This window comes from Rhizobium sp. BK060 (assembly GCF_014193145.1).
Classification (GTDB): Bacteria; Pseudomonadota; Alphaproteobacteria; order Rhizobiales; family Rhizobiaceae; genus Rhizobium.
This window is the reverse complement of record NZ_JACHYW010000003.1, coordinates 1-21,845: the sequence shown is the minus strand read 5'-3', so window position 1 is coordinate 21,845 and position 21,845 is coordinate 1. Positions and strand designations below refer to the sequence as shown.

18 protein-coding genes and 4 pseudogenes are annotated in these 21,845 nt (G+C 58.6%); 12 read left to right on the top strand and 10 right to left on the bottom strand.

Annotated features, from left to right (window positions below; genetic code table 11):
• The first annotated feature begins 115 nt into the window (after positions 1-115).
• The 4 genes from FHT71_RS03985 to mgtA all read left to right on the top strand — a co-directional run bounded on the left by FHT71_RS03985 (position 116) and on the right by mgtA (position 4,730).
• Positions 116-763: a BON domain-containing protein gene (locus tag FHT71_RS03985; RefSeq protein ID WP_132594942.1), complete on the top strand. Its 648-nt coding sequence runs from the start codon at positions 116-118 to the stop codon at positions 761-763.
• 296 nt (positions 764-1,059) lie between these two features.
• The gene (locus FHT71_RS03980) at positions 1,060-1,578 is read left to right on the top strand and encodes an Hsp20/alpha crystallin family protein (protein WP_132594944.1); all 519 of its coding nucleotides are present in this window, start codon (positions 1,060-1,062) and stop codon (positions 1,576-1,578) included.
• Positions 1,579-1,767: 189 nt separating this feature from the next.
• On the top strand, positions 1,768-2,079 hold the full coding sequence (locus FHT71_RS03975) for a DUF5335 family protein (protein WP_132594946.1): 312 nt from the start codon (positions 1,768-1,770) through the stop codon (positions 2,077-2,079).
• A 20-nt stretch (positions 2,080-2,099) separates the two neighbouring features.
• Complete coding sequence (gene mgtA, locus FHT71_RS03970; protein WP_245505591.1) at positions 2,100-4,730, top strand: magnesium-translocating P-type ATPase; 2,631 nt, start codon at positions 2,100-2,102, stop codon at positions 4,728-4,730.
• A 36-nt stretch (positions 4,731-4,766) separates the two neighbouring features.
• Here the strand turns inward: mgtA and FHT71_RS03965 are convergent, their stop codons facing one another.
• Positions 4,767-5,195, bottom strand: a complete 429-nt coding sequence (locus FHT71_RS03965) for a DUF2267 domain-containing protein (protein ID WP_132594950.1) — start codon at positions 5,193-5,195, stop codon at positions 4,767-4,769.
• Positions 5,196-5,467: 272 nt separating this feature from the next.
• Here FHT71_RS03965 and FHT71_RS03960 point away from each other — a divergent pair, with 272 nt between their 5' ends.
• Positions 5,468-6,433, top strand: coding sequence for an ABC transporter ATP-binding protein (locus FHT71_RS03960; RefSeq protein ID WP_245505592.1), 966 nt, complete (start codon positions 5,468-5,470; stop codon positions 6,431-6,433).
• A 41-nt stretch (positions 6,434-6,474) separates the two neighbouring features.
• Here FHT71_RS03960 and FHT71_RS03955 read toward each other — a convergent pair.
• Positions 6,475-6,675, bottom strand: a pseudogene (locus FHT71_RS03955) (copper resistance protein); the annotation flags it as partial.
• On the opposite strand from FHT71_RS03955, the gene FHT71_RS32245 reads away from it, so the two are divergent.
• On the top strand, positions 6,643-6,807 hold the full coding sequence (locus FHT71_RS32245; RefSeq protein WP_348632847.1) for a CBS domain-containing protein: 165 nt from the start codon (positions 6,643-6,645) through the stop codon (positions 6,805-6,807). The pseudogene FHT71_RS03955 and the gene FHT71_RS32245 overlap by 33 nt on opposite strands.
• A gap of 404 nt (positions 6,808-7,211) precedes the next feature.
• Here the strand turns inward: FHT71_RS32245 and FHT71_RS03945 are convergent, their stop codons facing one another.
• Together FHT71_RS03945 and FHT71_RS03940 are read right to left on the bottom strand one after the other, a co-directional pair.
• Entirely contained in the window at positions 7,212-7,649 is a 438-nt protein-coding gene (locus FHT71_RS03945; protein ID WP_132594952.1) for a universal stress protein, read from the bottom strand.
• Between the two features lie 155 nt (positions 7,650-7,804).
• Positions 7,805-9,334 (bottom strand): annotated as a pseudogene (locus tag FHT71_RS03940) (AAA family ATPase).
• A gap of 852 nt (positions 9,335-10,186) precedes the next feature.
• On the opposite strand from FHT71_RS03940, the gene FHT71_RS03930 reads away from it, so the two are divergent.
• The 5 genes from FHT71_RS03930 (at position 10,187) to FHT71_RS03910 (ending at position 16,678) form a co-directional block, all read left to right on the top strand.
• Complete coding sequence (locus FHT71_RS03930; protein ID WP_132594956.1) at positions 10,187-10,879, top strand: CBS domain-containing protein; 693 nt, start codon at positions 10,187-10,189, stop codon at positions 10,877-10,879.
• A 301-nt stretch (positions 10,880-11,180) separates the two neighbouring features.
• Entirely contained in the window at positions 11,181-12,806 is a 1,626-nt protein-coding gene (locus FHT71_RS03925) for an MBL fold metallo-hydrolase (RefSeq protein ID WP_132594958.1), read from the top strand.
• Positions 12,787-13,083: a hypothetical protein gene (locus FHT71_RS03920; RefSeq protein WP_348649202.1), complete on the top strand. Its 297-nt coding sequence runs from the start codon at positions 12,787-12,789 to the stop codon at positions 13,081-13,083. Before FHT71_RS03925 ends, FHT71_RS03920 begins: the two co-directional genes overlap by 20 nt.
• A 34-nt stretch (positions 13,084-13,117) precedes the next feature.
• Positions 13,118-14,287, top strand: coding sequence for an acetate/propionate family kinase (locus FHT71_RS03915; RefSeq protein WP_165933220.1), 1,170 nt, complete (start codon positions 13,118-13,120; stop codon positions 14,285-14,287).
• 12 nt (positions 14,288-14,299) lie between these two features.
• Positions 14,300-16,678, top strand: a complete 2,379-nt coding sequence (locus tag FHT71_RS03910) for a phosphoketolase family protein (protein ID WP_183718954.1) — start codon at positions 14,300-14,302, stop codon at positions 16,676-16,678.
• A 795-nt stretch (positions 16,679-17,473) separates the two neighbouring features.
• Here FHT71_RS03910 and FHT71_RS31325 read toward each other — a convergent pair.
• From FHT71_RS31325 to FHT71_RS03890, 5 genes and pseudogenes are all read right to left on the bottom strand, one after another.
• Positions 17,474-17,659 (bottom strand): hypothetical protein, encoded by a 186-nt coding sequence (locus tag FHT71_RS31325; protein WP_245505593.1) that lies wholly within the window; start codon positions 17,657-17,659, stop codon positions 17,474-17,476.
• Positions 17,660-17,674: 15 nt separating this feature from the next.
• Positions 17,675-17,962, bottom strand: a complete 288-nt coding sequence (locus FHT71_RS31320; RefSeq protein WP_245505594.1) for a hypothetical protein — start codon at positions 17,960-17,962, stop codon at positions 17,675-17,677.
• A pseudogene (locus FHT71_RS03900) lies at positions 17,937-18,391 on the bottom strand (cyclophilin-like fold protein). The gene FHT71_RS31320 and the pseudogene FHT71_RS03900 overlap by 26 nt, the downstream one beginning before the upstream one ends.
• Positions 18,392-18,405: 14 nt before the next feature.
• Positions 18,406-19,152, bottom strand: coding sequence for an SDR family oxidoreductase (locus FHT71_RS03895; RefSeq protein WP_132594966.1), 747 nt, complete (start codon positions 19,150-19,152; stop codon positions 18,406-18,408).
• A gap of 27 nt (positions 19,153-19,179) precedes the next feature.
• The gene (locus tag FHT71_RS03890; RefSeq protein ID WP_132594968.1) at positions 19,180-20,361 is read right to left on the bottom strand and encodes an MFS transporter; all 1,182 of its coding nucleotides are present in this window, start codon (positions 20,359-20,361) and stop codon (positions 19,180-19,182) included.
• 95 nt (positions 20,362-20,456) lie between these two features.
• Between FHT71_RS03890 and FHT71_RS03885 the strand changes: the two genes are divergently transcribed.
• Positions 20,457-21,356 (top strand): LysR family transcriptional regulator, encoded by a 900-nt coding sequence (locus FHT71_RS03885; RefSeq protein ID WP_132594970.1) that lies wholly within the window; start codon positions 20,457-20,459, stop codon positions 21,354-21,356.
• 297 nt (positions 21,357-21,653) lie between these two features.
• On the opposite strand, the pseudogene FHT71_RS03880 reads toward FHT71_RS03885, so the two are convergent.
• A pseudogene (locus FHT71_RS03880) lies at positions 21,654-21,845 on the bottom strand (IS110 family transposase); the annotation flags it as partial.

The following is a 21,845-nucleotide window of genomic DNA, read 5'->3' as shown; positions in this document are numbered from 1 at the left end:
ATATCCTAACCCATCGACGCTTTGACGAATGCTCGCCAGTTTGAGCCAGATCAAAGCCTACGCGCTCATTCGCCTCTACGATCCAGCCCCGTCGAACATGGAAGGAGGCTTTCCCATGACAGACATTTCGTTGCGACAGAATGTACTGGATGAGCTGGAATTCGAACCGAGCATCGACGCCGCCCACATCGGCGTTACGGCCGAGCGTGGCGTGATCACGCTGACTGGTCACGTCGCGACCTACGCAGAGAAGGACGCGGCCGAGCGTGCTGCTCGGCGTGTCAAGGGCGTTCATGCCATCGCCCAGGAGATCGAAGTGCGCCCGCACGGCACACACGTCACCGCGGACGACGAGATCGCAACGCGCGCTCTCAGCACGCTCGCTTGGCGTACGACCGTTCCGAGGGACGCCGTGAAAGTCAAAGTGCAGAATGGCTGGGTCACGCTGGAAGGCAATGTGGAATGGCAATACCAAAAGAACGCGGCGGCTAGCGCCATCCGCGATTTGGCCGGTGTCGTCGGCATTTCCAATGTGATTGCGGTGACGCCACGGCCCACTTCCAGCGACGTCAAGCGGCGGATCGAAGACGCGTTCAAACGGGACGCCGAACTGGAGGCTCAGTCCATCCGCGTAAACGTGATGGACGGCAAGGTGACGCTCGATGGAACGGTGAAGCGGTGGTCCGAGCGACAGGCCGCAGAACATGCCGCTTGGTCGGCCGCCGGTGTGACGGCCGTCGAGGATCACCTCCGGATCGGCTGATCGAAGGCGAGCGAAGGCGTCGTGGGCGAATAACGGATTATTGCGTGATCCTGCGGCCTTCCCCCTGTCGCCGAAGGACGAGCTCTTTTGAGTTCGTCCTTTTTTGTTTCCGCTCCTGCTTGTCCATCCATCAAGAATTACTGGCCGTGCCGAACCCGAAAATGTTTTGCCGTTCTTGACGCGCATCAAAGCGGCCTCATCGAAGTTGTAGTTTGATGGCGAGGCTCAATGTTGAGAGCAAGCAACTTTGATGGGATCCGGATTTCCGGAACCTGCTCGGCAAACAGGAGATGACCATGCCTGATACAGTTCCCGTAAAGACAGAACAGAAGACGATGCCGGCCGCCGGCAGCATCTGGTCGCCGTTCGAAACCTTGCGCACCGAAATTGACCGTCTGTTCGAGGATTTCGGGCCGTCGTCGTTTCGGCCTCTCGCACGGCCGTTTTTTGCGCGTACTGCGGCATCTTCCAATGGATGGATCATGTCGCCTGCCGTCGACGTCGTTGAAAAGGACGATGCTTTCGAAGTGACGGCCGAAGTGCCCGGTTTGGACGAAAAGAACCTGGAGGTCAAACTTGCGGACGGTGTTCTGACCATCCGCGGCGAGAAGAGCGAAGAAAAGGAAGACAAGGAAAAGGCGTATCATGTTTCGGAACGTCACTACGGCTCGTTCCAGCGCTCCTTCCGGCTTCCCGACGGCGTCGAGGCTGACAAAGTCAGCGCGGCTTTCGCGAAGGGCGTTCTCAAAGTGACGCTTCCCAAGAGCCTCGCTGCGAAGCAGAACGATCGCAAGATCGAGATCAAGGCCGGCTGATCTCGCACAGGTGGGTGCGCCATCATGGGCGGCGTAGTCGTCGTCTTCGCCGCCCTACCCGCGTTTGCGGGACCTGGCACCGGGAGAGCTTAGGAGAAGGTCGATGGTCGTCCAGATGTCGCGGACTGCAGAAGCGTTGCTCTCAGGAGCGGGTGCTGCGGGACAGAGTGGACAGTAGGAGGTAGGAAAATGGGATTGAAAGTTCTCGCAAAGGCCGAATGGGCGACTTACTTCTCGCATCTCCACGAAGCCGTGCAAAGCAAGGAGATCAAAATCGAAGTCGTGGGTGCGACGGTTGGCGATCAGATCCTTGTAAAATCCGCCCCTCTGCTGGGGGCGACGTACGAACCCAAGGAGGACATGCTAGAGCTTTCGGTCAAGGGCATCACGCATGTGGTCGAAAGGCCGCAGAAAATCACGGTTCAGGATGAGGAAGGAGAGGTCGTCGCGATCGAAGTGATCGATTTCGCCGAGCGGCATCAGATCCTGACGTTCACCTAGCGCAAATGGGGCTCGGCGAGATGATGAACGTCAACGCACGCGGGCCGAGCCTTATCCGGCACGCCACTAAGGACCAGAGCGAAGCTGTCGACGATCTCGCAGAGGTTAGCCTGTGTTCGCAGAACGAAGCCTGCGAGGCGCTCGCCTCCAGCCCGTCAGGGATTGCCGCCGACGAAGCACGACTGCGGCGCGAACGGAATGGCCCCAATGTCATCAGCCGCGAGCAACGTGCCCCGCTGCTCCAAGAAATCTGGATTCGCGCCAAAAGCCCACTGAACGCCCTCCTGCTGTTACTTGCCATCATTTCGTACGCGCTCGGCGATCTGCGGGCCGCCGTCGTCATATCGACCATTGTCATCCTCTCGGTGGGGATGGCCTTCGTTCAGGAGCATCGTTCCAGCCAGGCCGCCGCCAAACTTCGCGCGATGGTAAGGACGACTGTCAGCGTCCTTCGTCCGGGCACCAGCCAGCCCGAGGTAACAGAAGAGCCCGTCGAAGAACTCGTGCCTGGGGACGTCGTGCGGTTATCTGCAGGCGATCTCATTCCCGCTGATTTGCGCCTCATCGACGCCACTGACCTTTATGTGAACCAGTCGACCCTGACTGGGGAGGCAATGCCCGTCGAGAAGGTGTCCGTTCCTGCCTCGGCTCCCGTCGACTCGGCATTCGATCGTCCAAACCTCTGCTTCATGGGATCGAACGTCGTTAGTGGGTACGGAAGCGGTCTGGTGGTCAGGACTGGTCCGCAAACCTTCTTCGGCGCGCTGGCCGAGGAGGTGGTGGCCCGGCAGGAGGAGACGGCCTTCGATCTCGGCGTCAAGCGCTTCACCTGGCTGATGATCGGTGTGACCGTTGTTCTCGGGCCCCTTGTCTTTGTCATCAACGGAATCACAAAGGGAGATTGGCTTCAGGCCTTGTTGTTTGCCGTGGCGGTAGCAGTCGGGCTGACTCCCGAAATGCTTCCGATGGCGGTAACCGTCAACCTTGCGAAGGGCGCGCTCGCAATGGTCCGGTCGAAGGTGATCGTGAAGCGCCTGAACGCGATCCAAAACCTCGGCGCGATGGACATCCTGTGTACTGACAAGACCGGCACGCTGACGCAGGACAGGATCATTCTCAAGCAGCATGTTGATATCCATGGCGGCGACTCGCCGCGAGTGCTGCACTACGCCTATCTCAACAGCTACTTCCAGTCGGGACTGAAGAACCTACTCGACGTCGCGGTCCTCCAGCACGGGGACGTCCATGAAGAACTAGGGATCGACCAGCGCTTTCGAAAGATAGGGGAAATACCCTTCGACTTTGCCCGCCGGCGTTTGTCCGTCGTCGTTTCTGACGATCAGGGCAAGCACATTCTTGTCTGCAAGGGCGCGGTCGAGGAGATATTCGCGGTATCCACCCGCTACGAGGATGGCGGGGGGTCCGGAACGTTGGATGCGAGCCATCTGGCGACGGCCAAGGAAGAGACCGTCGCACTCAACGATAGCGGCTTCCGCGTCGTCGCGGTTGCGTACAAGGAGATCGCCGAAACGAAGTCGAGCTACAGCGTGGAAGACGAAAGCGATCTCACTCTGCTCGGCTACATCTCGTTTCTGGATCCTCCCAAGGAGAGTGCCGCCAACGCCATCGCCGCGCTGGAGGCGAAAGGGGTGCGCGTGAAGATACTCACCGGAGACAACGAGGTGATCACGCGCAAGGTCTGCGGTGATGTCAGGATACCGGCTGGCGACATTCTCCTTGGGTCGCAGCTCGAGGGAATGACGGATGTCGAGCTCGCAGAAAAAGCTTTGGCTACAACCGTGCTTGCGAAACTGACGCCAATGCAAAAAGAGCGCGTCGTCCGGATCCTTCGCTCGAGCGGCCATGTGGTCGGTTTTCTCGGCGACGGAATCAACGACAGCCCGGCGCTCAAGGCCGCCGACGTCGGCGTATCAGTCGACAGCGCCGTCGATATCGCAAAGGAAAGCGCAGACATCATTCTGCTGGAAAAGAACCTCCTCGTCCTGCGCGACGGCGTCGTCGAAGGGCGTAAGGTGTTTGCGAACATCACGAAATACATAAGGATGGGCGCGAGTTCGAACTTCGGCAACATGTTCAGTGTCATCGGGGCCAGTCTGTTCCTGCCGTTCCTGCCGATGACGGCGATACAGGTTCTGACCAACAACCTGCTCTACGACGTCTCGCAGACAGCCATCCCGACCGACACTGTCGACGAGGAATTTATCGCCACGCCGCGCCGATGGGATATTGGTGGCATCTTCAGATTCATGCTGCTTTTGGGGCCGGTTAGTTCGATCTTCGACTATGCGACGTTCGCCATGATGCTATTCGTTTTCAAAGCATGGAGCGATCCGGCACTGTTTCAGACGGGATGGTTTGTGGAATCATTGCTCACTCAGACCTTGATCATCCACATCATACGCACCGCTCGAGTTCCCTTCATTGAAAGCAACGCCAGTGCGGCACTCGTCGCCACGAGCATCGTTATCGGGATCATTGGCATCCTTCTGCCCTCCACCGAACTCGGAACCGCCCTGGGATTTGTCGCCCTGCCCTGGCCATACTGGCCGCTCTTGGCGACAATCCTGTTGTCGTACGCAACCATGACGCACCTTGTGAAACGCTGGTTTGTGCGTCGATGGGGAATGTAAGAAGCGGCAGCAAAATGCTGTAAGGAAAACGTCAGGTCATCTCAACTGCATCTCAAGCATGGCCTGTGTGCAGACTTTGAGCGCAACATCGAGCCTTGCTGGCAGTTTGTCGCCCAACCGATTTTCAAGCAGCTTCAGAATCTTGACCAACACTTGCTCATCCGCAGAGACGGTCGACGGCATCAAGCCGAGCAGGCGGGTTGAAAGCGCTCCGGGCTCGAGTTGCGTTGCCATCTTCATCGGGTTCCAGCCCTCATAGTAGATCCCACGAACGATGACGGGGAGAGAGTTGCCGATCTTCGCGTTGTCGTCGACCGAGAGACTGTCGCGGACGGCATGCAACGTGGCGCGCAACACGTCGTAGGCGGCGCGCTGCTCGCAGCCAAGGAGATCTGCTAGTTCGCGCACCCAGACGCCCGCCTCCTGGGCGGCTTCCGGAAAGGTTCGAAACGGGCTGTAGGGCATGATGACCTCCTGGGTCGAGGCTCTTCCCGGATAGCGGTGGGGCCGTTGATCTGTCGAGATTTTGCGGCCGACCGAAGCCGCTGTCATTGACGCGGGTCAAATCTCATAGCAAGCCGCTTATAATTGCGATGGGTCAATGAAACGCCCCCGCAGATCTGCTCGGATGTCCTGACCCCCTGGAGGATGTCAGGATGAGAGTCGAAAAGACACTTGAGGACGATCCTTTGATCGAAGGGCGGGAAGCCCGTCCCAGATCCCGGAAGGAAAGCGCCATGCCGCGCAAGCTAGCCGGCTTCATCCTTGCAATGGGGCGGAGCCATCAGGCTGCTTTGGTCCTGCTTTCGGTCATGCTATTCGTTGTCGGCATCGTGCCGCTGGAGATCCAGCGAAGGATCATCAACGGCGCGACACAGGGCGCGAGCTTCAACGCCATCCTCATGCTTGTTTTCGCCTACTTCGCACTCGCCCTGACCGAGGGGAGTATTAAGCTCGCCTTGAACATCTACCGCGGTTGGATCGGCGAAGTCGCTATCCGATGGCTCCGCATGGCGGTTCTTGACGCGAGGGAACGCCACCTGGAGGAACTAACGACGTTGGTCGAGGGCGTCGAAATGTCGATCGTGCTCGCCGAGGCCGAACCTGTTGGCGGCTTCGTGGGCACGAGCATTTCGGAGCCAATCCTCCAGGTAGGTGTTCTGATCGCCGTCGGCGGCTACATGATCTATCTGCAGCCGCTGCTGGCGCTGGCAGTCGCGGTGGTGTTCATACCCCAGGCCGTCCTGGTTCCCATTCTGCAGGGTCTTATCAATCAGCGCGTGAAGACCAAGATCACGGTCATGCGACACCTCAGCGAACAGATGGTCGATCGCGACGCATCGCCCAAGGCTTCGCAACATCAGGCAGCCCGTGTCCAGAGGCTGTTTGCGACGAACGTCAGCATCTACAGGCTGAAGTACGCGCTGAACTTCCTGATGAATGTTATGATTCAGCTTGGCTATGTGGGGATATTCGCACTTGGCGGCTACTACGTGGTGACGGGCAAGACGGAGATCGGAACCGTCGTGGCGTTCGTTGCAGGCCTCAACAAGGTCTCCGATCCGTGGGGTGCATTGGTGGACTGGTATCGCGACCTCAAGGTTACCCAGGTCAAGTACGAACTCATCCGCGACGCCAGCACGATCCCCCCCTCCGAACTACAAGATCTCGGCAGAAGAGGCGAAGCGCCAATGACAATATGAGGTGGCCGCGTGCGATAGACGGACCACCTCATGCGCGCGGATTATTCGGTAACGGTCAGTCTTGCCTCCATTCCTGCCTCGAAGTGCCCCTTGATGTTGCAAAGGAGGGGATAGGAGCCAGGTGCTAGCTTTGCTTTCAACTCGCCGTCCGCGCCCGGTTTCAGATCGGATACCTCGCCGACGCTCTTCAACTGCTTTTCATCGACACGATGCTTGGACTTTATCAAGGGGATCTTCTGATCGTCGTTTCCGATGGCAGGCTTGTAGGCATCATTTCGCGATCAGATCTCCTGCGCGCTGTCTCACAGCTACAGCAGCCACTGCCTCATCTGTCGAGGATGCCGCGATTCAGGCAGCGATCGAGGCCGAGTTGAGAAAGCAGGATTGGAGCCGCAACGGGTTCATCCGCTGACACGTCGCAAACGACGTCGCCGAATTGGATGGTACAATCTTTGACGAGCAGGAGCGCCTCGCCGCGAGGGCGGCTGACGAGAATGTTCCGGGCGTGAGATCAATAACGGATCACCTCACATGGATCGACCCTTACTACGGTGTCGCGCTCCCAATACCGATTCCCGAAGGCAACCGCGCCTGAGAAGGCTTCCGCTCAACCGTCCATTGTTGGAGTAGCCCATGCGGCGATTCCTTCCAAGCTAGAGGATGATTGCCGGCGCATTGCGCGTCGGTCGGTGACATTGAGGACAAAGCTGCCGTGCGTGAGCTGTCGCTATCGGAATTTGCCAGTCGAGAGGAAAGAACGGCATTATAGAGCTGAAGGCTAGCGATAGACGAGAACCGGGATCCGCGAATGACTCAGCACCTTGGCCGTGACGCTGCCTATCAGAACGCTGGCGACGCTCCCGCGACCATGCGATCCCATTGCAATCAGGTCGCATCCATTCTCGATAGCAGTGGCGACTATCGCGGTGTGTACCTGATCGCTCTGAACTTTCACGGTGTGGCTGACGACACCCTGAAGACGCGCCCGCGCTTCAACGGCACTCAGGAATTTTACGGCCTGTACGTCTGCGAACCGATCGTAATCATCCTTGGCAATCGCAAGCTTCTCACTATCAGTCGTAAAAATGTGAAACGGCTCGATTACGCTGACGAGCACGACCGACGCCTTGGCGTCTCGAGCAAAGGCGATAGCGTTCTCGGCGGCGGCCTCGGCAAGCTTCGACCCATCTGTTGGAATGAGAATGTTTGTAAACATTGGAAACCTCCCCAGATCGGTGACTAGCTTACAAAATCCCCGAGCAGCGGTCTTTGATTCTCATCAATCTTTGTCGGAACATTCGGTTGCGGTGAAATGCAAAGGTCGAACTGCGCCTCTCCGTGGCGGCACATGATAGAAGCCGGATCGACTGGCTAGCCGTCCCCATTGCCTGGCGGCGCAACATCCTTGTTGATCTCCAGCACATTGAGAAGCTGATCCACAAGTCTGTCGGTGGATAGTGCCGCATCGAGCTTCAGCCATCCGGTCTCAGCCGTTTCTCTCGCCAGTTGATCGGCGAGAACGTCGAGCGTGGCGTCGGAGGGACCACCGCTGCGCGTTGCCACACGCTGCCAAAGCACAACCGGCTCTGCCTGCAGCCAAAATCCTGAAAATTGGTGCCCGCCCTCTCGGCCCGCAGCTTCCATCATCCGGCGGTTGGCGGCATTGTCGAGACAGCATCGGTCACCGCCGTTCCCCCCTCGCCGAGAATGATGCGGGCCCGGAATGTCATTTCGCGATAAACCTTGGCCGAATGTCCTCCTTATATGCTGCTGGAGGAAGCCGCGTCTCGGCCGGCACCCCAAACAATGCCTTGCGTATTCGATCGCTTTCGATGATGCGTGCTCCCGGCGGGGCGCCCAAATGAGGTGCCAAAGCCTCCGCGAGTGTGGTCTTGCCCGATCCGCTGAGCCCGCCAATGGCGACAAGTTCGGCTGGAGGTTGCTTCAGAAGCGAGCATGCCAGGTTGAAATAGGATCTCGCTTCATTGGCCAAAGCGAAAGTACCGCTTTCGGCACCATCCGCCTGTAGGGCGACGACGTGAGTTCGCACGGCAGCCCGCACTGCGAGAAAAAATGGAAGAACACCAAAGCCGTCGTCTTCGTCGGTATCGTCGAGATAGCGGTTCACAATCAAATTGGCGAATTGAAAGTAACCTGCCAAAGGTCCATTAGCAAGAACGCCAGATCATAAAGGACATCGCTCGTCGCGATACTTTCATTGAATTCGATGCAGTCGAATATGCAGGGCAGGCCCGCATTGAGAAAAAATTTCGAAGATGAAGGTCTCCATGGCATCTGCGGACCTTCCCCGCCTCCTGGCGCTTGTCGAGCACGCCCGAAAGCGCTGAGAGTCGGGACTCAAAGCCTTGCACCAGTTTGGCGACGTCGTGCCTTGAGAACACACTGCTCATAGCAAACCCGGCCTGGTTGATCCGCAGAACCGCTTCCACGTTCCAAGTGCCGCTTTTGTCGCGGACGATTGGCGCGGAACGATGAAATCGAGCGATTTCTCGGGCAAGCGCCGTCATCATCGGAGCGGTTAGTCGCTGTTCCGTGGCCAGTCGATCGAGCAGCGACGCCTGATCAAAGCGACGCATTTCGACAAGCGCGTCAACGAGTTCCCCCTGCCCGTCGAGGGTTAGCTGACTATCGGCTTGCCGGTTTATGGTCCGCACGCCCAGACACAGATCTGGAGCCGTCGCTCTGTTCAATTCGACCTCCTTGCGGCACACTGCGAGCCGCACAGCAGGGGTCGAGAAATTCGCATAGGGTACGACCGCCCTTTTCATCTTGTAAGCGCGATCACCGGTGAGAAAGATGCGCGATATGTGGGTTTCCAGTCCCCGACGACAGGGCTTTCATAAGAAAGGAAACGGTGGAGGACTGGTCCTCAGTGATCATCAGTTGATCCTCCCGCAAATGAATGCCAGACGATCATTTTTAGTGCCGCACTGCATTGACACGGATCAATGTCGGTGAAGGGCGGCAAAGCCTGATGAGACGTTTTAGATTGGAGTTGGCGGATAATCTGTTGTGGCAGAAAAATCGCTTCAAGAGATTGATCCAATGCATCTTCAGGCGCGGCAGTCGATCCGGCTCCAGCAGCGGCTCCCCCGTGCCTCAAACGAGAGATCTTCGCAGAGGCCGGTCGATCGCCCGACTACGTTCGACCCGAGTCCAATTCTTCCGCGGCCTCGAACATCATCTCGTGCATCGTTCTGGCGAGATCATCCTTTGATATCTTGATTCCGGCTAGTTCGAAGTCACGAAGTAGCTTTGCGACAAGGTCGTCGTCGGTTGGCGTGCCTATCGCGGTATCGTTTAATTCCTGAAGATTATGCCCGGAAGTCGTTTCGTCGTAGCAGGTTGGTCGCCCAACCCGCGAGGAGACAATCTCGCCGCGCCCTAGTCGCCAAGAGTCGTGCGAAATCCAGAATGTATTTCGATTCGAGCTCAAGCTTTCTTTCCTCAGTGAAGGCCATTTTGCGCCTGCCTGCAAATCCGTCGTGACCTGACACTACCATCGCCGTAACTGCGTCTGTTTGATCACGATCAAACTCCGCACATGTGGCGGAAGGCGTCTCACCCGCATTGGGCCCCGCAATCCAGTTCGGATGAAACCGCCGAAATACCGACGAAGGGCTGTAGTGGGGACTGGCAAAGGAGCACTCGGAAACAGGGAGATTGATGCAGATCAAGGCGGACCTCGGCTTTTCGGATTCAAGTTGAATGAACCCCGATGGAGGTATTGCAATGCTTGCGAAAGACATCATGGCCAGTCCTGTCACCACGATCGGAGAAGATCAAAACGTTCGGCGCGCAGTAGAGATCATCAACGCGACCAAATTCGGCGCGGTTCCGGTCGTTGATGCAGAAGCCGTGCTGACAGGCATCGTTACCGAGGGTGACTTGCTCCGGCGCATCTCCTCTTCAAACGGCAGACGTCCAGTGCCCCACACCCGCGACCGGAAGGAGGCACTAGCGGATTACATCAAGGCTCGAAGCTGGCGGATCAAGGACGTTATGACCACTCCCGTAATCAGCGCCGTTCCGACCGCGACTATTACTCAGCTCGCCGACCTTCTTCTTGCACACCCGATAAAGCATATTCCCGTTGTCGCCGAAGGACGATTGGTGGGCATGGTAAGCCGACGCGACCTCATGCGAGCGATAATCGACACCCCATCGGAGTCCACGGCGTCTGGCGACCAGGCCCTGCAGACAGCGGTGCGCAGCCGGTTGGAGTCGGAGCTCGGAATCCCTCCCAAGGATGTTGAAACCTCTGTCAGCAACGGCCTCGTCATTCTCCGTGGGGAGGTTGAGAGTTCGATTGAGCGAGAGGCTGCCCGCGTGGCTGCCGAAAGCGTTCCCGGCGTTCAGGGCGTGTCCAACAATATCCAGGTCGCTTACCGGATGCTCAGCCGGCTGAAGCCACCGGCCGAATAACCTGCGATGTCCGGACGATATTTTATCGGCGCTCGACTGGAGGTCGTAGGTCAAGAGGCGCGATATCATTGCCATCGGAGCCTCCGCGGGGGTGCAGGCATCAGACGCCACGTTGGTAAGATCGACCTGTTGGGTCAATCGACGCGCTCGCGGACTTCATCTGCCATCAAATGGGATATCTGCGCGCAGCCACAGGGAAATTTCGGTTTCCCTTTCGACGATAGAGCATCCTCACTTTGATCTTGGTCAAGGACGCCGGCCTCCAAACCCTTAGGCTCTGTCAAAAGCTGACAGGTGGAACATGGCAGACCTCAAAATATCCTTTCATGGTGCTGCGGGTTCGGTCACCGGCTCCTGTTTTCTGCTGGAGACCGGGTCCTCGCGGATATTGATCGACTGCGGCATGTTCCAGGGTTCGAAAACCGAGAAGGAGCTCAACTACCGGCCATTTCCGTTCGACCCTACGCAGATCGACGCTGTCCTTCTCACCCACGCCCACATCGATCACTCCGGCCTTCTGCCCAAACTTGCGAAGGCGGGTTACAGCGGTCCCATCTACGCGACCACTCCGACGATGGAACTCTGCGGCATCATGCTTCAGGACTCCGGCCACATTCAGGAATCCGAGGTCAAGCAGTTCAACCGTCGCGGTCGAAGACGGGCACGTGAGCCTGTCGAGCCCATCTACACCGCCGAGGACGCGCGTAGCGTAATGCCACAGTTCGTCTGCCTGCCGTATAAGCAGTGGCAGGAGACCGTGGGCGGTATCCGGTTCCGGTTCTGGGATGCGGGACATCTCCTCGGATCGGCCTCGATCGAAGTCGAAGCAGCGCTTGCCGGCGATCCGCAGCGCCTTCTTTTTTCGGGTGACGTCGGGTCTCGATACAAGCTGCTGGAAGGTGATCCGCAGGGCCCGACTGGCGTGGACTACCTGATCTGCGAAAGCACCTATGGCGACCGGGAGCGCGACGACTACACGCAGGAAGCTCGGCGTGGTCGTCTGCAGCGGGTCGTTGCCAAGGCCAACAATGGCAACGGCGTTCTCCTGATCCCCTCTTTCGCGGTGGAGCGCACGCAGGAGGTTCTGACAGATCTGATCGCACTGATGGATGCCGGAAGTCTTCCCCGAACGCCCATCATGATCGATTCGCCTCTCGCGTCTCGAGCGACAGAGGTGTTCAAAGCGCAGTCTCGCGAACTCGAAAACAGAAGTGCCTTCCTCCGAGCGTTGAACGCCCCGAACGTGAGGTTCACGGAAACTGCGGAGCAATCCAAGGCGCTCGATCTCGTGCGCGGATTTCATATCATTATCGCGGCAAGCGGAATGTGCGAGGCCGGTCGAATTCGACACCGTTTACGCAATTGGCTTTGGCGCTCCGAGTGCACCGTGCTGTTCGTCGGGTTCCAGGCGACCGGAACGTTGGGACGAATTCTCGAGGATGGCGCGCGTGTCGTGCGAATCCAAGGCGACGAGATCGAGGTCCGCGCCAACATTGCGACGCTCGACGCCTATAGCGGTCATGCGGATGCCAGCGAACTGGAGGAATGGGTCACCGCACGCACCCCAATCCGAAAAGGACTGTTTCTTGTGCACGGCGAGACTACCGCGCGAAGCGTGTTGTCAGACCGCCTCTCCAAGACTGTGAGCGCACCGATCCTGTTGCCAAGCCTCGACGAAAGTTACCTCCTGAGCAAGGACGGCGCGCATCTGGCAACACCTTCAAAGCCCCGCCGGCTGGAACCCGAACAACTCGGTCATGCTGACTGGCATAACGACTATCAAAGCTTCGTCCTCGACCTATCTGATCGGTTGGACAAGGCGGCGGATCGCAAAGGCCGTGCCGTCATTCTTCGCAGGCTGAGGCGTGCGCTCGATCCGGACGATGTCATCGCAAAGAAGAAGGAGAATGAAAATGCTCTCGACTGACCGGGACTGCAAACGCGGTGGTGAACACTTAGCAATCCCTACCCAAGGCGAAATCGAAGGCAAGCTGCTCGTATTTGAAGTCGTCGCAGTCGCTTGCCTGCAGGAACTCCTGAAGCACGAGCACGCGCCCGTCATTTTGAAGGTCCGACAAAATATCCTGCACACTCTCAAAGAAAGATGCAGCTCGCTGAAGCTGTGTTCGGACGACGAGACGGCGACTGCAGACTACGCATTGGGCGTGCTGGATGCTGCTGTCGCACAGGTGAGATCGAAGTAGGCAATGCTGCCCAGACGCAAGCGAGGCCAAGATGATCGGTAGAGTTGGAATCACTTTCAATGCTGGTTCTTCGACGCTCAAGGTCGGCGTTTTCGGCATCGGCGCGGGGTATGCCAAACCAATCGGCCGAGGCACCGTGGTGTCAGGCGAAGAGCCGCGATTGAAGTACCTTGCCGGAGACGAATTGCTTCAGGCCGATCTGCCCGTCGGCCGTATCGATGAAGGATTGATTTCGTCCGTTCTCGATCACCTCCTCCCAACCGGTTGTGACGTCGGCTTTGTGGGCCATCGCGTCCTCCATGGTGGATCGATGTTCGACGGACCTGCTCTCTTGGGTGACGCCGTTCTCGCGCAGATCGAAAGCCTGGTACCGATCGCCCCTCTCCACCAACCTCAGGCGCTCGAGGTCATTCACGCTGTGCGGGCCCTGTATCCCTGTGTCGTGCAGACGGCTTCCTTCGACACAGCGTTTCATTCTTCGCATTGCAGCCTGACTACGAGGTTTGCGATCCCGCGCGCCATGCACGACGCCGGGATTCGGCGCTATGGATTCCACGGACTTTCCTATCAGCACGTCGCCGCCCAACTCAGGAAGCTTGCCCCCGACACGGGTGGCGGTAGGGTGATCTGCGCGCATCTTGGAAGCGGCGCGAGTCTCTGCGGCATGGTCGACGGCGTCAGCATCGACACCAGCATGGGCTTTTCCGCTCTCGACGGGATTCCCATGGCGACGCGGCCGGGAGCGATCGACCCTGGCGTGCTTGTCCATTTGCTTAGGTCCGAGCTCCACGACACCGACCAGTTGGAGAACTTCCTTTATCACCGATGCGGCCTTCTCGGCGTCTCGGGAATTAGCGGTGACACCGAGCTGCTTCTCAAGGACTTCAGCCCTGCTGCCAAGGAAGCGCTTGATCTGTTCTGCTTCAGAATTGCAGGTGAGATCGGCCGTCTAGCGGTGTCGATAGGCGGCGTTGACGCGATCGTCTTCACCGCCGGCATTGGAGAACATCAGCCGGAAATCCGGAAAGGCATCGAACGTCACCTGGGCTGGATGGGAGTCTCGCTGAGCGAACCCGCTAACAAAGCGAATGCAACCGTCATCAGCGCGCGTGGCAGCAATATATCGGTCTTCGTCATTCCCACGGACGAAGAGCAGGTGATCGCCGACGAGGCGCTCGCCGTCATCAGCCAACACAGAATGTGAGGAGTCCCCACCATGGCTGCCAATGGCACGACGCTTGCCGCGTCAGAACTCCGTCTTATCGACCGCTACTGGCGGGCGGCCAACTACCTCTCTGTCGGGCAGATCTACCTGATGGATAATCCGCTATTGCGGGAGCCACTCAAGCCGGAGCACATCAAACCGCGGCTTCTCGGTCACTGGGGAACGACGCCCGGACTGAACTTTATTTACGCCCACCTCAACCGCATCATCAAGGCGCGTGACATCGACGTGCTCTATGTCTGCGGGCCCGGCCATGGCGGCCCTGGCATGGTGGCCAACACGTATCTGGAGGGCACGTACAGCGAAGTCTACCCTGAGGTCACGCAAAGTGCCTCGGGTATGCGCAAGCTGTTCAAGCAATTCTCGTTCCCAGGCGGCATACCAAGCCATGCCGCACCTGAGACGCCGGGATCGATTCATGAAGGAGGTGAACTCGGCTACGCACTCATCCACGCTTTTGGGGCCGCGTTCGACAATCCTGATCTCGTCGTCGCCTGCGTGATCGGCGACGGGGAAGCAGAAACCGGACCCCTAGCCGCAGCGTGGCACTCCACCAAGTTCCTCAATCCGGCCCGCGACGGCGCAGTCCTGCCCGTTCTTCACCTCAACGGCTACAAGATCGCTAATCCGACAATACTTGCGCGAACGAGCGACGGCGATCTGGAAAGCCTCTTTTGGGGATTGGGCTACCAGCCGATTTTCGTGGAAGGACATGAGCCAGTCGAAATGCATCAGAAAATGGCGCTGGCTTTCGACGAGGCTTTTGAACTCATTACTGGTTTGCAGACAATGGCGCGCGAAGGCGTTGAATTTTCCGGAGTTCCACGCTGGCCATTGATCGTACTGCGGAGCCCGAAAGGATGGACGGGCCCGAAGGAGGTGGACGGCAAGAAGGTTGAAGGGTTCTGGCGAGCCCATCAGGTGCCGGTTGCAAACTGCCGAGGCGACGACGGCCATCGAAAGATACTGGAAGACTGGATGCGCAGCTATCATCCCGAAGATCTCTTCGATGCCGAAGGTCGCCTGAGGCCGGAACTACAAGCGCTCGCGCCGACGGGCGACAAGAGAATGGGTGCTACGCCCTTTGGGAACGGCGGCCGCCTCCTCCAGAAAATGGTCGTTCCAAAAATCGAAGATTACGCCATCGACATCGAGGAGCGCGGCTCCAAGCAAGTCCAGTCGACAGAGATCTTTGGGATGTATCTGCGCGACGTCCTGAAGCTGAACGCGGGTGCGAGGAACTTCCGGATTTTCGGTCCGGACGAAACGGAGTCCAATCGGCTGGGAAGCGTCTTCGAAGAAACCAACAGGGTGTGGATGCAAAGGATCGAGGACTACGACGTCCATCTTGCTCAAGACGGTCGTGTCATGGAGATCCTCAGCGAGCACCTGTGCCAGGGATGGCTTGAAGGCTATCTCCTGACAGGACGCCATGGGCTCTTTTCCTGCTACGAGGCCTTCATCCACATCGTCGACTCGATGTTCAACCAGCACGCCAAGTGGTTGAAGGTCTCACGAGAACTAGCCTGGCGGAAGCCGATCTCGTCGCTAAACTACCTTCTGACCTCCCATGTCTGGCGACAGGATCATAACGGCTTCTCACATCAGGACCCCGGCTTCGTCGATCTGGTCGCCAATAAGAAGGCCGACATCGTCCGCATCTACCTACCACCGGATGCCAACACCTTGCTATGGGTCGGCGACCACTGCCTGAAGACTTACAATCGTATCAACGTAATCGTGGCGGGCAAGCAGCCGGAGTCTCAATATCTGACGATCGACGAGGCCATGAAGCATTGCGAGGCCGGCCTCGGCGGGTGGGATTGGGCGAGCTACGAAGACAATACGATCGCGCCAGACGTAGTGATGGCGTGCGCAGGCGATGTCCCCACAATGGAGACGCTCGCCGCGGTTATGCTTTTGCATGAAGCGATCCCGGAACTCAAGATCAGGACAGTCAATGTCGTTGACCTGCTGGCATTGCAAGATCCTGACCAGCATCCGCACGGAGTGGATCATCAGAGGTTTGACGAAATCTTCACGAGGGATAAGCCTGTCATCTTTGCCTATCATGGCTATCCCTACCTGATCCACCGTCTGACCTACCGGCGGACCAATCATAGCAACATCCATGTAAGAGGGTTCATGGAGGAAGGAACGACGACAACGCCGTTCGACATGACGGTCATGAATCAACTTGACCGATATCACCTTGCCCTGGAGGCGATCGCGCGGGTTCCCGGTCTGGCTGCGAAGGTGCCGGACGTGACTGAGAAGCTGAAGGCCAAGCTCGCCGAGCACGCCGCATTCATCAGGGAAAGCGGAGAGGACATGCCCGAAATCACTGGCTGGCGGTGGCGACGGGCGTGAGGAACGATGGTCTCGGACCCCCGTGGCGAGTCAGAGAGACTAACGCCTAGAGCCGCGCTCCTTCGTACTTTCCGGAGGGGGCAGCGATCTCAGTCAGTGTCGCGTCGGGTGCAGGCGTGGCAAAGCCCTTACGAATCGCCTGCGATGCAGTGCGGCCCATCCACTTGGGACTAACGCCGCGTCAGGAGCATTCAGCGTGAAGCCAATTGCACCGTTCGCGGGCTCCGATCCGACTTCATCGATCTGGCTCTGCTTGTGGCGTTGACGATGGCGGTGAGCGTGGCGGTCAAGGGCGTAATCGCGCAAGAATTCCAAGATCACTTCTTTGTCTTGAGCGTTGGCCGAAATCGCTTGCCGTAAGGCTTTTTTTATGGCTCAAACCGAGCCGGTGCAACATGCGTCCAACGCTCGAGCGGTGCACGATGACGCCGCGCTCTGCAAGTTCGAGGCACAATTCATCAAGCGTCAAATCACCCCTCTCAGCCATACGCTGTCGGAACCATGCTCCATGGTCGCTCAACTTGCCGCCGCCGACATGGCCCTGTCGTCTTGGCGACAGAGAGCCCGTCTCACGCTTCAGGATAAAGGTTATTTACAAACCGAGGCGAGACACGGAAATGCCGAGACGCCTCGCGATGGGTGTTACCTTCTTCAACGAACGCGACAACTCGGGAACGCAACTCGATCGGATGTGATTTGCCCATGACCGGTCTCCTTCCAAGTGAGACGGAATCACAAATCGGCCGATTCGAGAACCTGAATCAAAAAACGGGCGACACGCTTTAGCGCCACATTTCATTCTTCCGGCATACCGGCGAGCGGCAATCCGTCGAGGATGGGTTCCATGCGTTCCGGAATCTTGGCGGGTTGGCCGGCGCGGAGGCGAGCGACGGTGACGCCAGGCGAAAAGGCAAGCAGGCCTGCAAGATGCTGTCGGGCTTCCTCCATGCGTCCGAGCTTTGCGTTGGCCGCAATCATCATCCAGAAGCATGGACCCTAATAGGCATTCGCTGCCATGGATTTGCGCGCCCAGGCCAGAGCCTCTTCATAATTGCCGCGGACCATTTCGACATGAGCCAGCCCGGTAAGGTTCCAGTGAGCACCAAGACTGTTCGGACTCAGTCGTTCGGCGCGCAGGAAATATGTGACCGCTTCATCGAGACTGCCGCAATGGAGGTTCGCGACGCCCGCAAAATTGACGACATCGAGGTTGTTGGGGTTGAAGGCGACTGCCTGGCGTACCAGCTCGAAGCCTCGATCATATTCTTTCAGGTACTGGATCAAGGTGTTGCCGCACGACAAGCGCGTCGAAGCTGCTGTCGAAACGGCCGAGTCTGACCAGGCCGTCCCATCGATAGTCCGCGTATAAAAGGGCGAGGTTGCCCCATGGCTTGAAATAGCAGAGATCGCCCGGCCGCTCGTTTCCAAAGGGTCCGCTGCCGTCTTCGGTCAGCTTGCGCGGCAGATGGACGATCTTCTCGTTCCTGGCCGAAGTCTTCAATCGTTAGGTCCAGAGGGAGCATCGGAAAACAGATCGCGTGCCGACGGATTGTCGTAAAGCGTGGCCGTCATCGAAAGGTCGTTGAACGTGATCCTGACTTCGGTCGGCTCCTGGCTGGCATCGCGGCCCTGCTGTCCGCGCGCCGCGACGGGGAGCGCCGAGGCCGCCAAAGCTCCGCCGATGATCCTCCGCCGGGTCATTGGTATCGTCATGGTATCAACCCTTGTCACACTGATTGAGCCGTCGGCCGGAAGAGTATTTCGTTGATGTCGACGTTGTCCGGTTCGTTCACCGCGAATGCGACCGTCCGGGCAAATGTGTCGGCACCGACGGCGATCTTGCTGACGAACTCCTTCGTGCCGGCCTGGATGTCCTTCTCGCTGATGTGCTCGAGGAGTTCGGTGCTGACCGCGCCGGGCGAGATGATGGTCGTCCGGATGTTGTAGGGTTTGACTTCCTTGCGAAGACCTTCGGACAACGCCCGAACCGCGAACTTCGTGGCGCAATAGACCGTGGCTCCGGGATCGACGACATGCCCGTAGACCGAGGAGACATTGATGACGTGGCCCGACTTCCGTTCCTTCATATGCGGCAGTGCGGCGGCGATGCCGTAGAGCACACCTTTGATGTTGACGTCGATCATTCGATCCCATTCGTCGACCTTGAGACGTTCCAAGGGGGCAAGCGGCATCAAGCCGGCATTGTTCAGCATGACATCGACGTGACCGAACTGCCGAACCGCTGTGTCGACCAGGTTCTGGACCTGCTCCCTGTCCGTGACGTCGGTCTCGACAGCGACCGCCCGGCAGCCTTTGGAAATGAGCTCAGCGGCAACCGCGTCGATGCGCTCGCGCCTTCGGGCACCCAGCACGACGATAGCACCTCGTTCTGCGAGATGACGTGCCGTCGCTTCCCCAAGACCGCTACTCGCCCCCGTTATTACAACGACTTTGTTCTCTATTCCCTGAGACATGATGTTCTCCATGGTTTGCAGCGACGATCAGATTCGACGGCTGGCGACCGCGCCCAACGCGGCGGAGCTGAAAAGAAGGACGGCGGCCAGAAGGAAGGCGCTCCACCATCCCGCCGTGTCGAAGAGAATGCCGCCGACGAAAGCTCCGCCCGCGATGCTCAACTGGATCAAGGCCACCTGGAGACCGCCCGCCGCTTCGAGTTCACCGGGCACCAGCCTGGCCATCCAGGTGTTCCATGCGACGGGTACGGGAGTCGAAAAGAAGCCCCACAGAACGAGAAGGACCGCCGTTGCCCAAGGCGAGGCTCCGAGGCCAATGAGAAGGATTGCGATCAGGGCGACCACGCCAGGCATCCCGACAAGCGCCATGGCGAGGTGCCTGCGCAGGACGAAGCCGACCAGCGACGTTCCGAGAAGTCCGCCCAAGCCGACACCAAGAAGCATCAGTGACAGCGCGTTCAGACTGACCTCGGTTACCCCTTCGAGAAACGGACGCAGATAGATCGAGAGCGCGTTCATCCCCATGAACACCAGGCAGGTCGCGGCCATTCCGACGAGGAAGGACCGGTTGCGAAGGAGTCCGAACATCTTGCCCGTTGACACGGTCTCGGTGGCGGGCAACCGTGGAAGAACGAGCATCTGCCAAACCAGCGCGGCTAGACCGATCGGAACCGTGACGAGGAAGGTGCCGCGCCATCCGATCATCCCACCGAGAAAGCTCCCGATCGATGGCGCGATGACAATCGCGAACGCCGTGCCGCCCTGGAGAAGAGCGATCGCCTTCGGCAGTTCCGAGGAAGACACCAGGCGCGCGAGGATGGCAGTCGAAAGCGACCAGAAGCCTCCTATGGCGAGGCCGACCAGCGCGCGGCCAATCAGGAAGGTGGCAAAGTTGGGAGCGACAGCGACGATCAGGCTGGAGACAGTCAATATCGCGGTATAGATGAGGACGACCGACTTTCGGTCGATCCTCGCGAGCAACCCGTTGCCGAACAAGCTGGTCACGACAGCGAAAAAGCCCGACACCGTGATCGCCAAACCAGCCTGACCCTCCGTGATCTGCAGGTCCTGTGCGATCGGCGTCAGGAGACTCACGGGAAGAAACTCCAGCCCGACCAACAGGAACGTGAGCAGGGAGAGGCAAACCACCTGTGCCCAAGGCGTGGTGGTGTCTTCACCGGGGACTTCCCTCAAGGCATCAACGCTCATTTTCGTTTCTCCTGTCTGTTGACCACCAAATAGTCGCTTTGGTTTCGGCAGACTAGGAGTTACAATCCGCATGTAGATGTGAGAGAGATTCAACAATGAAACGTGACGAGTTCACCGAGATGAGGGCGTTTCTCGAAGTCGCACGCGAGCGCAGCTTCACCCGAGCTGCGGCGAAGCTTGGCGTCACGCGATCGGCGCTGAGCCATACGGTCAGCGCACTGGAGGCACGAATAGGGATACGACTGCTTGCCCGCACGACCAGAGACGTCGCGCCGACCGTCGCCGGGGAACGTCTCATGGAAAGCATCCAGCCGCACTTCGAGAGCATTGCCGCGGGGATCAGCGCGATCAGCGCGTTGCGCGACAAGCCTTCCGGTCACGTCCGTGTCGTCTGCCCCGACGACGCCGTGGACCTGGTGTTCCGCCGCAGGCTCCCGACCTTCCTGAAGGATTTTCCGGAAATCGGGGTGGAGATCATCGTCGACAACGGGTTCACCAATATCGTCGAAAGGCAGTTCGACGCGGGCGTGCGACTCGGCGAGGCAGTCGCGCGCGACATGGTGGCAGTCCGGGTTGGGCCTGACGTATCGTATTCTGTCGTCGCCTCCCCCGAATATCTGGAGCGCCGATCGCCGCCGTCGATCCCGCAAGAGCTGCCAGACCATAATTGCATCAACCTTCGGCTTCCAACCTCTGGTGGTCTCTACGCCTGGGAATTCGAACGCGACGACCGCGAGTTCAGCGTTCGTGTGGACGGCCAACTGACCCTGAGCAACATAGCCTCAGCGGTTGATGCCGCGCTGGACGGGATCGGTCTCGCTTACGTGCCGACGGACCTCGTCCTGCAACATGTCGAACAAGGAAAGCTAAAGCGCGTACTCCTGGACTGGTGTCCGACGTTTCAAGGCTATCACCTCTATTACCCTAGCCGCCGAAATCCGTCGTCAGCCTTCTCGGCCTTCGTGGACGCTTTCCGGTACAGACCGCGAGAATAGTGTGAGTGCTGACACCGCAATGTCTCCTATTGGCGGAGGCTGTCGTCTAATCGCGCGGTAAAATGCAAGCCCTTTTTTGAACATCGAAGCTGTCGTTTGCCGGGAGCAGTGTCGTCTTCGCGGTCGATATTAAATCGCCGCATGATGGGGCTTCGCGGGTGAACCTTCCAGAGTGTGAAGCGCACGCTACGGGCACGGCGGCTCGAAGGTGCAACAGCCTCGGCGGAATGGTCCCTTCCACGTCCCGGCAGGGACGCCTCGATGCGCCTTAGGGCAGGCGCATATGAGCTTGCTGTGTCAGGCCATGCTGGTCACCCGGTTGAACAGTTCGCCGGATTTCAGCATCGAGTGCATGATGACCGCCAGCTTGCGTGCGACGGCAACAGCCGCGCGCTTGAAGCCAATCTTCTCTCTCAGCTTCAGTCCCCAGGCGCGCAGGTCGCTGTCGGCATAGCTGCGCGTCAGGATCACGGTCGCGGCTTCATAGAG

Coding starts and splice junctions, on each gene's coding strand:
- FHT71_RS03985 (WP_132594942.1), top strand. CDS start 116: ATGACAGACATTTCGTTGCGACAGAATGTACTGGATGAGCTGGAATTC.
- FHT71_RS03980 (WP_132594944.1), top strand. CDS start 1,060: ATGCCTGATACAGTTCCCGTAAAGACAGAACAGAAGACGATGCCGGCC.
- FHT71_RS03975 (WP_132594946.1), top strand. CDS start 1,768: ATGGGATTGAAAGTTCTCGCAAAGGCCGAATGGGCGACTTACTTCTCG.
- mgtA (WP_245505591.1), top strand. CDS start 2,100: ATGATGAACGTCAACGCACGCGGGCCGAGCCTTATCCGGCACGCCACT.
- FHT71_RS03965 (WP_132594950.1), bottom strand. CDS start 5,195: ATGCCCTACAGCCCGTTTCGAACCTTTCCGGAAGCCGCCCAGGAGGCG.
- FHT71_RS03960 (WP_245505592.1), top strand. CDS start 5,468: ATGCCGCGCAAGCTAGCCGGCTTCATCCTTGCAATGGGGCGGAGCCAT.
- FHT71_RS32245 (WP_348632847.1), top strand. CDS start 6,643: ATGCTTGGACTTTATCAAGGGGATCTTCTGATCGTCGTTTCCGATGGC.
- FHT71_RS03945 (WP_132594952.1), bottom strand. CDS start 7,649: ATGTTTACAAACATTCTCATTCCAACAGATGGGTCGAAGCTTGCCGAG.
- FHT71_RS03930 (WP_132594956.1), top strand. CDS start 10,187: ATGCTTGCGAAAGACATCATGGCCAGTCCTGTCACCACGATCGGAGAA.
- FHT71_RS03925 (WP_132594958.1), top strand. CDS start 11,181: ATGGCAGACCTCAAAATATCCTTTCATGGTGCTGCGGGTTCGGTCACC.
- FHT71_RS03920 (WP_348649202.1), top strand. CDS start 12,787: ATGAAAATGCTCTCGACTGACCGGGACTGCAAACGCGGTGGTGAACAC.
- FHT71_RS03910 (WP_183718954.1), top strand. CDS start 14,300: ATGGCTGCCAATGGCACGACGCTTGCCGCGTCAGAACTCCGTCTTATC.
- FHT71_RS31325 (WP_245505593.1), bottom strand. CDS start 17,659: ATGATGATTGCGGCCAACGCAAAGCTCGGACGCATGGAGGAAGCCCGA.
- FHT71_RS03895 (WP_132594966.1), bottom strand. CDS start 19,152: ATGTCTCAGGGAATAGAGAACAAAGTCGTTGTAATAACGGGGGCGAGT.
- FHT71_RS03890 (WP_132594968.1), bottom strand. CDS start 20,361: ATGAGCGTTGATGCCTTGAGGGAAGTCCCCGGTGAAGACACCACCACG.
- FHT71_RS03885 (WP_132594970.1), top strand. CDS start 20,457: ATGAAACGTGACGAGTTCACCGAGATGAGGGCGTTTCTCGAAGTCGCA.